The sequence below is a fragment of the Undibacterium sp. genome, assembly GCF_030683615.1.
Classification (GTDB): Bacteria; Pseudomonadota; Gammaproteobacteria; order Burkholderiales; family Burkholderiaceae_D; genus Undibacterium; species Undibacterium umbellatum.
Genome location: NZ_JAUXQE010000034.1, coordinates 17,439 through 31,054, shown reverse-complemented (window position 1 = coordinate 31,054; position 13,616 = coordinate 17,439). Strand labels below are relative to the sequence as shown.

Sequence of the window (13,616 nt, the reverse complement as noted above, 5' to 3'; positions counted from 1 at the left end):
ACCGCGCATGAATATCGAACAGGTTTCAGAGCAAATTAACGCCACGACAGTAATGCACCCGCAATTCAAAGCTGCATTCGATGGCATATGCAAGCTCGTCACACAGAGTGCCATTTCCAATACGCCATTGGGAGCCAGCGTCATCGCGCCGACAGGCTCTGGAAAAACTCATCTCATTAATATTCTTGTCAGGCGATTTTCCCAAAAGACAGAATTAACCGAACTCGAGAGCACCGCTATCTCGATATCTGCTGCCGCAGCGCCAAGCATAGGTTCGATGATAGATCGCATGCTTCAAACCCTGGGGCATCCCCCTGGAATAAGGGCAACACGTGTACAGGATCTGCGGCAAACAATATTGATGCAAGCTATCAAGGAACGGGGAGTGCGATTCATCATTATTGACGAATTCCAGCATTTATTCAGAGGAAAAGGCAAATTCACCGCATCTGAAATAACCGACTTACTCAAAGAAATCATGGATAAGACCGGGATCCCCGTTTTTGTCTTTGGTACCGACGAACTCGGGGATTTGCAAAACCTGGATACACAATTTGCTTCGCGCATTCCGGCGCGCTATCAGATTCGTCCGTTCTCCTGGGGAGAGGAATGGTTAGGATTCTTGAAGGCGTTCGAGTCGCAAGTTTCGGCCTATGACGTTAGGGTTCTATCAAGCCTGGCAAAAAAACTTCACAGCGCAACACTTGGTTCGCCGCGAACGTTGAAATATTTGATCATCGCGGCCGCAGTCAACGCGATTGAGAAAGGAGCATCAGGTATCAATGAAGAGCATTTTTTAATGGCATTTTCATCGACGTTTGGCGCATCTGCTACTTCAAGCAATCCTTTCAAAAGTAAATGACCCCGACACCACTTCCAATCAAAGCGGAGCCGTTCAGCGACGAATCCTTGATGGGATTTGTATTACGCCTGTCCGAGATGAATCACATGGAGAATATTCAATGGCTCTCTTATATATTCCATGTACAAAGAATTCATCACTTGACTTTGCACCACCTCCCAACAATTGCCTGGGTCTTCGGGTCGCATGCAATCAACTCTCCTGAATACTGCATCTCTTCTGGTAGAGACGGTGGGCAAGTTTTCTTTAATGCCTATGGCCACATCATCAAGAGAAGTTTTCTACTGAGAATGCGTCGCCCTCAGGTGTGTGCAGCATGCTTACAGGAAAACAATTACCTCAGGAAATCATGGGATTTTTCGATGGCATCAGGTTGCTCATTTCATCGCCTGCGACTCATCGACAGGTGCGAAAAATGTTCAAGGAATCTCAGTTGGAATCGTCCGGGCGTATCCCTTTGTACATGCGGCCATGACATTCGCCGAAGTCGGCAGTCAAATACTAGCGAAGAGGCCGCTGCTCTATCAGGCTGGATATACCAGCGTCTTTCTCAACCAATGGTGTGGCAAGCAAGCTCAACCGATTACGAGCCAGTACTTTCATTATTGGACCACTTGACCCTTGATAGTGTCCTTAGAATTGTTTGGGCCACAGGTGTCAAGAAAGTTCCAGATGAGCGCATAGAAGTCGGCACAGGGTCTAGAGTCCTCAGTATCCATAACGCTGAGGACTGTGTAGGCCGCAGTTTGTCACGTCTCAAAGGTGTCGTGCTCAATCAAGATATCTCCGAGATCCGGTCTCTATTCTCTGAGAACATTTTACGTTCACTGATTGACGAAACACATCATGTCGCGGACCAGGTCTTGATTTCACAGCTGCTTTTACAAGGGAAGCGTCGGGAGAATCCGAAAGCCAGCCTGCTTAACTTAAATCCACTTTCACAAATAAGACTATTTTAAGATGACTGATCAATATTTCTTAGTCGCCCCGAAAATCATACCAGGAGAAGCGCTGTCATCTTGGATACATCGTGTTTGCCAATCGCATGGCATCTCGGTCAAACGACTGTATAGCCAAATCAATTTAGATACGCCACAAGATATCGATAGCGAAAAATTTCCTGAGGCCATACTAAATTTGATGTCTATGACGCGGCACGATACTGAAAATTTCCGGCTTGTTAAAGCAGTCAATCGATCAATTGGTTTGACCGAGTCCCTCAGGAAGCAAATAAGGAAGGGAACAGATCACTCGCCAACAACAGCATTTTGCTGGCAATGCTTGAAGACTGATACCACACCTTACTACCGGATCGAATGGAGATTTCATTTTTGGCATACCTGTCCTAAGCATTTGGTCGATATGCTCACCCGATGTCCCTACTGCCTGATGATGCCAAATCTAAATGGCGCTTTACTAGTTTCAAATAATGCAGTTCCAAGCTTGGCATTTTGCTACTCCTGTCAATTTTTCTTTGGAGATTCAAAACAATTGATCCATGCAGAGTTCGATGTAAGCCTTACCGAAAAAATCCAGCTACAGCAAGGCATGATGGCTGGAGTCGTGTATGGCTATTACAAAATCCGGCCATCGACAAAAAGGCTCCCCCTGGAATCAATGTTTCAACTTTACGCTAGCGGCCTCCTATGTCCAGGCATTAAATACAGCAATTCTCAACCTGCTGAGTTGGGGGATGAAATCTTGTCTAGATTTCTAGATTTACTTGATAAACAATCAAGTTTTAAGAATGGGCATGAAGTAAGCCTGCCATGACGAGAAAAAATTAAACTTGAACGAATGTCTCAATGATGAGTAAATCGATTAGACAACATCAATATAGCCGTTGGCACCTCATCATACATAGTTATACCAATCAGTTCCTTAACATTGAGAGGGCCGACAAAACTCAAAAAAATGCCAAAAAGCATCTTTTTGGGAGTTCATCATCCCAATATGACTCGTCAAATTAAATATTGATTTCTCAAACTCTGGGATTTAGTGGTTAGCAAATGGGAAAACAACATTTAATCAACAGCTAAGTGTCGCAAGCAAAAATCGCCTGATCACTTATTTAACTGGCTAGCTGAATAAATTACATGGCTTACTGCCTCTAAAAATAAGGATGCAATTTCGATAAGAAAAAGGCCCCGTAGGGCTTTACCATACTGTTTAGCGCTGACTCAACAGTGGGTCTTCTACTTCAACGAGAGACGCTCCAAAACTACAATTGTTCAGCCGGTCTTCAAGGTCATTAGGAGAAGGAAACTCCATATTCCACTTGCGGTAAATTCCAACTTGATCGGTCCGGTCATATTTATTTATGTGCATATCGGCATATGTGAGGGAAGAAGCATAAAATTCGGCCTTGGGTGATTTTTTCAACGCATTCAGAATTGACTCTGCGACAGACTCACCGGTCCTTGGTTTTATCTCGGCTTTCAGTGTGAATTCCTGACAATTCCGTTGCACGCCAAAGAGCATTCCGCCAAAACTGATTATATTCAGCAACGTGTCCCAGTTGCAGTGTGTAATATCCCCAGGAAAGTTACCATCGCGCAAATACGAATTCGTTATTACGAGGCCAACTACTTGAGTCACTGTATGAGTCGGAGCGGAACCCTTTAACCAATCATTAATCTGAGTCAAGTCTTGTCGAAGAATAGTGCACTGATCTCTGCATTGATCTTCCTTGTCATCAAGTCTCTTTTCCGCCTCTAGAAATTCGTAAGCTTCTGCGGGTGATTGAATCGCAGCAGTTTCAATTACGAAAGCAGTATTCTCAACAAGAATCAACAAGTCAATTTCCTCATCCGGTTTCAATCTTGGACGAAGGCGTGATCCAACATATCTGATGTGCTCTCTATATGGTCCTCTCTCAATCGCAGCGAGCATTTCCTCCTTCATCATTCTTTCATTGACATTTCCCTTTAATTTAAACGACTTGCGAAGCGATTTGTTCATTTTTGCCCAAGCTGATAAAGTCCGAGCGTGATGTACGCCAATCAAGGGCCACCAAAGCAAACAAATTTCCTTGCCCATAGGGAGAATGGGGTGCCCCCACAAAGTCGCCTCCCTAGTTGGCCGAAAGCACAGAAAATCCAAGCATTCGGCAACTTTTTCACGAGGAAGAACCGCACAGTTATTGATTGCAGCTACTATGTCACTCAGTTGAAGCTGACTATCGAGCACTGTAGTAAGCGTTGCTTTGTCTTTTTCGGGATCAAGTGATTGGGCTAGAATGAGAAGCTGCTGCGCCATCAAAGCAAGCTCCCCCCAAATAAGGAGCATTGCAGAAATTTTCAAACCCACTGAGGGATGCACAGTCTCGACGAAATCACGAAGCACTCCATCTTGCAATAATCGGTGAGTACGACGTGCCTTGATGAGTGGTTCACGCTCTTTCTTCGGAATACTGAGGGCGGGGACTGCACGCACAGTCAAACGCCCACCTTCAATGCTGATTTGCGGTATTGATACGTTGCTCGAATCAGAGAATATTTCGAGCGATTCAAATCTTTGAAAGCCCCTCTCCATCAGGATGGAACGACGCGAAAGATCTATTGTCAAACGGCGCGCCAAGTCACTTTTTGTTTCGTCAATCATATATTCTTTGGAATAGGGATTAACTTGAACTTGCGTGCGTAGTGAAACCGCAGATGCCCACATGCGTTGCAGTAAAAAACTATACTGGGATAAATTTAGCAGATTACGTAGTGAATCTTCAATATCCACATATTTGGGCTCTTCAGAACTTAATTTCCCAAATCCAATTTTCTCTATCAATTTCATGGCATTTCCGGTCGCATCAACGACAGCTTCGATCAGCTCCAGGACAGAGCTTGAATTACCCGCCGAATCTACAAAACACTTCATTTCCCGTATCTGTTCTTGCAAAATAACGTCCACATCTTCCAAAGCACGGGTACAACTATCAAATGCTATTCTCGTAATATCGTTTACCCTTCTAGAAAGCAGTGGAGCAAGCTCGGCCAATGTATGGCATTTGGTTTCCGACGATATGTGCTCAATACTATTTGTTAATTTCTGAGATTTTTCGCCGAACACCAACCCCAATTGATAGAGGTTCACATCCTCTGGGCTACCGTCGTTCAGTACATGAAAAGCGTCGTCCCAAACTTTTGGATCAAAATCATGCATTGTGGGATTTGGAAGGCTATTAGGTTGCTCTCGGAGCACCGTGGAAAAGTTTTCTTTTTTTGTCATGAAGGCTCGTTTATAAAATTGATCGACTGTACTCGCATACCATGCGAAGCTTTGTGCGATGCAGGGGTATAACGTTTTAGTTGGCAGGATGAGGAAGATATTTCTTGCAAGCTTGTCGAAACGCGCAAACTAGAACCTGATTTACGATAGATTAGCTTTAGATTTGGTTCGCAAGGAACTAGCTTAAAGCTAGTTATTGGCTTTGCCTTCAATGACCTAGAAAGGCACACTTTCGGCTTGCGTATTGGAGGCGTCTCGGAATTCTGGCAGGTGCCACTTTTTTTATTGAGGCCGCTTATGTCCTCAATGCACTGCCACAAAAATATTGCGCCGTTAGATAAGCAACGTACTAAAGACGTGCGCTTGCGCTTATTTTGTACGCATAGATAGTGACGGAACCCGGCAATTCCTATTGCCTGGTTAAATGCGTCTACATGCTGTGTGTTTTGTTTTGGCTTGAAGTTTTTTGGCTTAATACTTAATGCTGATCAGTGTCATTGAACGTAAAGGCCGAATATGATGGCACTTTTATAGACCAATGAATGTCATCTATCTATCGGTTATTAAATCCAAATAGCAGCTGCTCTTGGATGGGTGCAGCTCGTGGAGATGCTTATTTGAATATTATGTCACGCCTTAGCTTTAATTTGCAACACCCTTAAAGACACCATTTCAAACCAAGAGATTTTGCAATGCTACCCGCTCTGAACGCATAAGGGTAAAAGCCTCCGCGAACGGAGGCTTTTACTTGATACAGTCCGATCCCTCTTACCTAGACCTAGCTAGACCAAAAGTTGCGTTTTGGCGGGTGGTTCCTTGCATCGGCTGTGGAACCTTCGCATGACTTTAGAGGCTAAATATAGTACCTATAGGCGATATCGTCAATACGTACGGCAGTAGCCTCATAGAAATTTCTCAACACAACCTGCGGCCTGCCACTTCAACCTGATATCCCATTGCGCGGTATCCACGTTGGCGCTTTTCCCACATCCTGGCGAGCTGCGGATGATCCAGTTCTACATAGTCGTGTATTAGGATATCTGTTTTAGTAGCGTGATCCCGATGCAGTCGTCCGGCATATTGGCGTAAGCTTCCTTCCCAGGAAATTGGTAAAGTCAAGATCATCGTGTCCAAAGGAGCATGATCAAAGCCTTCACCAATCAATTGAGCGCTTGCCAGCAAAATATGCGGGGCATCTTCCTGCAATTCATTTAGCGAAGCAATTACTGCTATCCTGTCCTTTGACTTCATCTGTCCATGCAATAAGAAACATGGAAAATCCGAATTCTTCAAATGTCCAAACAGCAAATCAAGATGTTCTGTCCGTTTGGAGAGCAGCAGCACTTTCCTGCCTTGCTTCAGCGCTGTGACTGCATCACTAACAATGCAAGCATTGCGTACATCATCTTCCGCCAAGCGTCGGATTACGTCCTGAATGCTGGCTTGCGCTGGCATTGCAGGAACTGGCAAATGCTTCACTTGGACTAGCAATTGCTCTGGTACGTGACTAGGTTGCTTGGCGATATGAAGGACTGGACCGCACTGCATGAACATGATGGGGTGGTGTCCGTTGCTACGAACTGGGGTCGCACTTAAGCCGAGGACGTAACGTGAAGTAGCCTGATTGAGTACCACCTCAAATGTGACCGCAGATAAGTGATGTGCCTCGTCAACAATGATCTGCCCATATTGACTGAGAAAATCGGGCAAATCATCTCGACGAGCCAGGCTCTGGATGACGGCAATATCCAATAATCCGTTTTGTTTGCTTTTTCCAGCACCAATCAAACCTATTTTTTGCGTACCTAGGTCCAAGAAACTCCCTAGCCTCTCTTGCCATTGCCGCATCAAATCTGCCCGGTGAACCAGAATCAACGTGCTGCATTTTCGATGCCCAATGATTGCTGCGGCGGTGACTGTCTTGCCAAAGGCAGTAGGAGCAACTAGCACACCGCAATCTTTGCGTAGCACCGCGTTCATTACTTCCTGTTGATCTTCGCGCAAGGCACCAGAGAATCTAACATTGAGCGCGGCACCTATTGTGCGTGCATCGGTCAGCCGGAGTTCAATCTTGTTAGCCTTTAAGAGCGAACTAGCATCCGGCAAACATCCGCGCGGTAAGGCAATGTGCTTAGGGTGATTTTCGGCACGGCCTATGATGCGCGGCTTGTCCCAAGTTGACATGCGCATCGCCTGTGCCTTATAGAAATCTGGATTTTGAAACGCAGCCAGTCGAATCAATCGATTCATCAATGCTTGCGGCAACCCTGCTTTCTCAATGTATAGCTGGTCGCCAATCGTAGCGACCACTGCTTTTGGCATGGTGCCAGTGAGCTTGATATCAGGTTTAGCAGCCTTGATCCAAGGTGTGTCCGCATTCTCATCTGGTACTTCGGCGTAGGCAATGTCGAGAGGATGCCGATCACTGACCAATTTTGTTAAGGTTGGCTCCAGCAGAGCCGCAGGCATAGGTTGAATACTGCCTAGATAAGCCCATTGATCTGCCAGCGGTTGGAGATTCTCGTCGACGAACACACTACGCCCCAATTCTCTCGGGAGCTTTTGCAAAGGAAGTGCGATTAGATTGCCAAATCCCCCTTAGGCATCGTATCTTGGTTAGGAAATAAGCGATCATATGAACTTAGCTTCAATTGCCTGGTCCGGGCACAAGTGGCGCTGATTAAAGCTGTGCCAAGACGACGCGCATCGCGAGCAAGGACTGCCCCATTAAAAAACAACCATAGATGTGCCCCTTCCCCAGAACGAGAAATTTCGAGTGCAGCAGGAAGACCATTAGCAATACAAGTCTGTAACACAGCCTTGGCGTCTTCGCGCCAATCGGCGTCATCAAAATCGATAGCCAGGAAATGGCACCTGTCTTCGACTAACAGGGGATAAATGCCGGCGGTTATTTCGCCCTTCAAATGATTGAAAATTACCTGGTCCGTTAGTGGCACATACAAACTGTGCTGACAATCACTGCACTTGATACGCGGTTTCTCGCAGACGCCTCGACGCCATTCATTGGCACAGACCGGGGAGTATCCCGCCTTACCAGTCTGGGTACTGGTCCATCGCACAGGGTACACATCTTCCCGGCCACGAAATAATTTGCGGAACAATTTGACCTTCGCCTCTGGCGAAAGCGTTCCCGTAACCGTAACTTCAGAATGCAAATATCCTGTTTGATTAGCATCTGCGACAACGCCTGGAATAGCGACGCCATGTGTAGCCAGCAAGCGCTTGAGCATGTCGTTTTCAGCACGTAACTGAGCGAGTTCCGATTCAAGTTTTGACATGTGTGTTCTTTTGATCGACTGGCAAATGCCATTCAATTGCCTTGGGACTGAATTTCACCATTCTAGTTGATAATCTTTATGCAAGTAATAATCAATGAGTTACTTCCTAGACTAGGCATTAATGACAGGTAGTTCGCAATAATGCTTATTGTAATCTTGAGTCCAGAGGAATTTTTAGCTCATTGCCTTGCGGGGATATGAGCTGTTTGATTTCTGCATATCGACCATCCAAAGAGAATACCCTGGCCTGGACAGTAGCAGTGAGGTGACAATCATAGATTCATCGGCATTGCCTAATCATAGGCTGATCATTTTTGAACCGCTTTGCTGCAATTTAACTACAGTCACTACAGTCCTACAGCCACTGACGCTTGTTGCTGTCCAACAATTTGCATAATTATTATTTATTGCGAACACAAAGCGCGCCCATTCAACAACCCAATCTAATTTGATTATCTGAGTGTCTTGAGTTATTTCATACAACGCACTTTCGAAGAAGATTTTTGAATCAGCGGCAATTTGATATTCATCTGGACAATTTTTTTGCAATAATTCTCCAATCTTTCACTAAATATGGCCTTTTTTGAGCTTTATTGATGTCGTACTTCCGCATACTTTATGCGACTATTCTTTCACCGCACCCAAGCTTTACAGAATAAACTGGGTGTTGGAATTGTTTAAGTAAAAGGAACGAGACGACGTTAATAAACTATAAGTATGATTCCCAAAAAGACGAATAGACAAACGAATTTGAGTGCTTTTTGCAAGACCTTACAGCAGGCTACTAAATTTAAATTTTGCTTTAAGCTGCATAACTTCAATCTGCTTTACTGAGGATAGAAAATGACCAAGTTAGATAATTCAAATCCATCTGATTCGACACAGGGCATACAAAATCAGTTTGAATTTGTAGAGGCATGGGACACTCAAGAAAATGCAGAAGCCGACTTGCCAGATGAGTTTAGCTTTGGTCAGTTCAACAGCTCTCAGATGGGCAGTGCGCGCTTAACAATAGAGTTTGCCGTCGACAATGGACTTGAGGTCGCATCCATTTTTGCACATGGCAAGTCCAATTTCACCAAGAGGGTAATTGACCGAAGTGAAGAAAAAATCCTAGTACTCAAGATATCTCCACAATTGCTAGAAATGTGGCCTGTTGTAATTTGGGCGAATCAAGCTGATTACCTGCGTCCAAAATATTCGAACGTAACTAAAATAAGTTTCCCAAATGATGGAAGCAAAAAATGGACTGTCCCACGTTCATTGAACGATTTGACAGACACGATGTTAGATTTACCTTCGGGATTTGTAAGAGCCCAAATACATAAATTGGGACTAGGCTTAGAAAGGGATTATCGAGCCATCTTTTTATCAATATCTGAATTTCCTTATATTGACGAAATTAGGATAACGGAGGATGACTTGGTTGAGATATCTGGCTCGATATATATTTTAGGGTTAAGACGTTTTGATGCACTAAGGAAGGCCATTGGTGGAATTCGACGAAAGTATCGTCGAGAAGCTACAGAAGACATCAAGTTACTCACCTATTCAAATTTGCAATCGTCTGTCGACAATGCCTTGTACCCAGCTCAAGTTAGGCAAATGAAGCCAGATGCGTTGTTCGAGTTGGTGAAACTAGGTGCCGAGAATCGAACTTCGAACGACCGTAAGGCAGCACTAAACGTGGTGAGGGCCGAATCTAAAGAGTTGGTAAAAACAGATCCAGCAGAACTTTTAAAGCTAAGGACAGAAATCGAGTTAGTTACATTAGATGAGCTAATCCGTAAATTTGAGGAAATGCTCGGAAAGAAGTTAAAAGAGTCTCAATGGCAAAATTTTTTTGAAGTCAATCCATTTATTTTATCTCTTGTTTTCGCATATCCTATTTTTAAATTGCGCGGACATGCTTCTGTTGGCGGAATAAGAATAGATGGGTCTGGAGAAAAAATAACCGATTTTTTATTTAAAAATATTCGCACAGGAAATCTTGCGTTAATAGAAATAAAACGTCCGGACACGACACTTTTATACACCCACAAAGCATATCGAGGCGGACTTTATCGTCCAGATGGCGAACTTTGTGCCTCAGTAACACAAGTATTAGAGCAACGATTTCAATTACAAACTGACTTTATTTCAAAAGCGTATAAATCAAATCTTCAAAACGTCCATCCATATTCTATTCATTGCATAGTTATTGCAGGAATTACTCCAGAAAGTCTGGATGAGAAGAAATCTTTCGAACTTTTTAGAAACTCTTGCAAGGATGTATTCATTGTAACCTTTGATGAGACTCTTGCTAAATTGCGGGAGATTCGTAGGGTAATGGGAGAGCAGAATTCAGGTATGAATATGCCTGAAACTGCATTATAAGTTCGTCTAGATGGACCTTATTGCTGTGATTCCTCCATTTGCGGTACGAAGTCCCAGAGCCAGCCTATGAATAGCGGCAATCCCAACAATAATTACAACATCAACGACTTTGCCATAATTGGCGAGGTTCCTGCAAGCCATAGCATACATTTGTGGTGCGTCTGAAAATACCAATTTAAGCCAAGAAATTTTGTAAAGCAATTATTTACCAACACTTCACAAGTGATCTGCGAGTTCAGCTTTTTCGATGTGCTTAAACATTCCTCAAAGTTCAAACTTAAATGAAAAAACTCCTACGAATTCAGAGTTAAACGAAAAAAAGGTTCAAACTTAAATTGTCTGCTGCTTTGTAAGTGCTTGTTTTAGCTGTTTCGACAGTTCAAAGTTAAATGAAAATCGACAAAATTCTTGATAGTCGATTTTAACAGCCACAAAATACATCTGACCAAAGAATTGAAGTTGGTCGTGAATTCCTCGCTCTGATTCAGCCGACAGCACCTTTCCATTGCACCCGCTCACTATGCTGCAGCCTGTAACGAAGGCACAGGCTGTGCTTTATCATCTACTACATTGACCACATTGACTAATGCTCCGTCAAACTGATAAACACTTGCGTCATGCAGCTTCCATGCTCCATCACCGAGCAAGTGCAGAACATGGGTATGGTGCTTCAGCACTGCGGGGCGATGAGCGATACTGATCAGTGTAACGCCGCTCTCTCGAAGCCGCGTATACAGAGCCGATTCATTGGCACTGTCAAGCGCGCTGGTTGCTTCGTCGAGCACGACTATGCCAGGCACATGGACCAGGATGCGGGCGAATGCCATACGCTGCTGCTCGCCGACGGACAACAGCTTTTCCCAGTCACGCACAGCAGACAGACCGCCTACACGTTCGGCCAGTTGCGGCAGGTAAACCTGATCCAGAATCTCCAGCAGTTGCTCGTCGCTGAGGTGCGAGTCCGCACTAGGGTAGTTCAGTTGGCTGCGCAGCGACCCCATCTGCAAATAGGGTCGCAGCGGCAGAAAGAAGAAATCCTCCAGCGGCGGATGATAGATGATGCCGCTACCGGTGTGCCACAATCCTGCAATCGCCCGCAATAGCGAGCTTTTGCCGCAGCCACTGTCCCCGGTAATGAGCAGCGCCTCACCTGGTTGCAATGCAAAGCTCAGTTCCTTGATAAGCACACGTTGCGATTGCGGTGGACACAGCGTGACTGATTCCAGCGTGAGCTGGGTGCCTGGGCGTAGTTGGATACACATGGCCTCGACATCAGTTGCCGGCTCGGGTGTTGTCTTGGGCAATACCAGGTCAGACAGTGTCTGCAGGCGGCCTACGCCTGCTACGAAGCGGCTCAGGCTCTCAAAGTTTTCCACGATTACACCCACCGCCCCGAGCACGGCAGCAAATGCCCCGACCGCCTGCGTCGCTCGCCCTACCTCCAGCTCGCCTGATAAGACTTGCTGAGCAAGTATCGCCACCGGCAACACCAACGTAAGCTGACTGAATGTGCGCTGATACAGATTAAGTGAACGCTGCTTCTTGATCAGCTTGTCGTAATTCTGGATGACACGGTGAAGTTTACTATTGATGTGCGCACGTTCCTGCGCTTCGCCGCGGTAGAAGGCGATCGATTCGGCATTTTCGCGTACACGTATCAGGCTGTAACGGAAATCCGCCTCGCGCCGCAGTTGCCAAAAATTCAGATGTATCAATGGATTGCCGAATGCATAAAGCGCGGCGCCGGTACCGATGAGGGCGTACACAACTAATACGCCGACCAGCAAATGGGAAATCGACCATAGCACAGCGCTGAACGCCACGAGCTGCATGGCAGATCCCAGAAAAATGAGCAGGAAATTGATGGACCTGCCTGTAAAGGTATTAATGTCTTCGCTGATGCGCTGGTCCGGGTTGTCCAGGTCGCTATTGGCACCCAGTGCATAGTATTTGCGATCTTTAAGATAGCCGTCGAGAAAGCGTCCGCTGAGCCAGCGTCGCCACTGGTTCCCGAACAGGTCGCGCATGTAATAGTAGAAAGCGTAAGTTGGCACGGCAAAGGCCAGCACCATCAGGCAGGTTCGCACGGACGCCCAAAAGCGCACTCCTTCCTTTGCCGCCAGTGCTGAAGTCATTTCTCCGGCCTGATCGTTCAGCATCACTGCAAACTTGGTTTCAAACAGCATCAATACGATCAGCAGCACCAGGAGCATCCAGGCTCTCTTCCATTCTTCGCCCAGCCAGTAAGGTTTGGCGACATCAATGAATTGCCGCCATGCAGCGAGTGTCAAAAATGCGGTGCGGCGCTTCTTGTGTGGTGGTGGCACAGCATCAGTTTCCACATTGGGGTGCGCGTCGCCTAAGATAGTCATGGTCAGATTCTGTGTATATAGGATTTTCTTCAGTATGGGATCTGACGCAATGTCGTTCTGTGCGGAAACGGACATAATCCTGCGTGGCTGGATGAAAAACTGAGGAATTGACGATACGAGGCACCGATGTGTACTAGCCGCGCTACGTAGCAAGTTTGGCTGCAGTCAAATGCAAACAGACGTAATTAGAACTCATTTCATACATAGGGTGAGATACGTTCTGGCAATTGGATTGTGGTTGACAGTGTCAAGGATGGCGATGGAGCTACCATTTTGGCGCACGCCTGGCGAATGATCAGGCTATGAGATAGAGATGCAGAGAGGACAATCAGCTGACGCGCTACCTGACGCAGCACTGGCGTCAGGTAATTTTGTAAATCCATTCACCGTCAATCATGTGCCTGCAACGAATATATTTGCTTTGCTGCACTACCCTTCCTGAACGTCAAATGTCTGGAACTCCGTTGCCGCTCAATAGCTTTT

8 protein-coding genes and 1 pseudogene are annotated in these 13,616 nt (G+C 45.7%); 4 read left to right on the top strand and 5 right to left on the bottom strand.

The window, feature by feature from the left end:
- Positions 1 to 7 precede the first annotated feature (7 nt).
- From Q8K39_RS17210 to Q8K39_RS17200, 3 genes are read left to right on the top strand one after another with little or no spacing between them, the layout of a single operon-like run.
- Positions 8 to 862 (top strand): TniB family NTP-binding protein, encoded by an 855-nt coding sequence (locus Q8K39_RS17210; protein ID WP_305262096.1) that lies wholly within the window; start codon positions 8 to 10, stop codon positions 860 to 862.
- Positions 859 to 1,821, top strand: a complete 963-nt coding sequence (locus tag Q8K39_RS17205) for a TniQ family protein (protein WP_305262094.1) — start codon at positions 859 to 861, stop codon at positions 1,819 to 1,821. Before Q8K39_RS17210 ends, Q8K39_RS17205 begins: the two co-directional genes overlap by 4 nt.
- Before the next feature lies 1 nt (position 1,822).
- Complete coding sequence (locus Q8K39_RS17200) at positions 1,823 to 2,635, top strand: TniQ family protein (RefSeq protein WP_305262092.1); 813 nt, start codon at positions 1,823 to 1,825, stop codon at positions 2,633 to 2,635.
- Between the two features lie 396 nt (positions 2,636 to 3,031).
- Here the strand turns inward: Q8K39_RS17200 and Q8K39_RS17195 are convergent, their stop codons facing one another.
- From Q8K39_RS17195 to Q8K39_RS17180, 4 genes and pseudogenes are all read right to left on the bottom strand, one after another.
- A complete protein-coding gene (locus tag Q8K39_RS17195) occupies positions 3,032 to 5,086 on the bottom strand; it encodes a hypothetical protein (protein ID WP_305262090.1) in 2,055 nt (684 codons plus the stop codon).
- 915 nt (positions 5,087 to 6,001) lie between these two features.
- Positions 6,002 to 6,541 carry a DEAD/DEAH box helicase gene (locus Q8K39_RS24990; RefSeq protein ID WP_370868633.1) on the bottom strand — a complete coding sequence of 180 codons (540 nt, stop codon included), beginning with the start codon at positions 6,539 to 6,541 and terminating at the stop codon, positions 6,002 to 6,004.
- A gap of 180 nt (positions 6,542 to 6,721) precedes the next feature.
- A pseudogene (locus tag Q8K39_RS24985) lies at positions 6,722 to 8,337 on the bottom strand (DEAD/DEAH box helicase family protein); the annotation flags it as partial.
- 345 nt (positions 8,338 to 8,682) lie between these two features.
- Positions 8,683 to 8,934, bottom strand: a complete 252-nt coding sequence (locus Q8K39_RS17180) for a hypothetical protein (protein ID WP_305262085.1) — start codon at positions 8,932 to 8,934, stop codon at positions 8,683 to 8,685.
- Positions 8,935 to 9,228: 294 nt separating this feature from the next.
- On the opposite strand from Q8K39_RS17180, the gene Q8K39_RS17175 reads away from it, so the two are divergent.
- Entirely contained in the window at positions 9,229 to 10,761 is a 1,533-nt protein-coding gene (locus tag Q8K39_RS17175) for a Shedu immune nuclease family protein (RefSeq protein WP_305262083.1), read from the top strand.
- Positions 10,762 to 11,279: 518 nt separating this feature from the next.
- Here the strand turns inward: Q8K39_RS17175 and Q8K39_RS17170 are convergent.
- Positions 11,280 to 13,133: an ABC transporter ATP-binding protein/permease gene (locus Q8K39_RS17170; protein ID WP_305262081.1), complete on the bottom strand. Its 1,854-nt coding sequence runs from the start codon at positions 13,131 to 13,133 to the stop codon at positions 11,280 to 11,282.
- Positions 13,134 to 13,616: the final 483 nt, after the last annotated feature.

Bases quoted from the DNA above. Each gene is read 5' to 3' on its own strand.
- Q8K39_RS17175 (WP_305262083.1), top strand. From the start codon at position 9,229: ATGACCAAGTTAGATAATTCAAATCCATCTGATTCGACACAGGGCATA.
- Q8K39_RS17195 (WP_305262090.1), bottom strand. From the start codon at position 5,086: ATGACAAAAAAAGAAAACTTTTCCACGGTGCTCCGAGAGCAACCTAAT.
- Q8K39_RS17200 (WP_305262092.1), top strand. From the start codon at position 1,823: ATGACTGATCAATATTTCTTAGTCGCCCCGAAAATCATACCAGGAGAA.
- Q8K39_RS17210 (WP_305262096.1), top strand. From the start codon at position 8: ATGAATATCGAACAGGTTTCAGAGCAAATTAACGCCACGACAGTAATG.
- Q8K39_RS17170 (WP_305262081.1), bottom strand. From the start codon at position 13,133: ATGACTATCTTAGGCGACGCGCACCCCAATGTGGAAACTGATGCTGTG.
- Q8K39_RS17205 (WP_305262094.1), top strand. From the start codon at position 859: ATGACCCCGACACCACTTCCAATCAAAGCGGAGCCGTTCAGCGACGAA.
- Q8K39_RS24990 (WP_370868633.1), bottom strand. From the start codon at position 6,541: ATGCCAGCGCAAGCCAGCATTCAGGACGTAATCCGACGCTTGGCGGAA.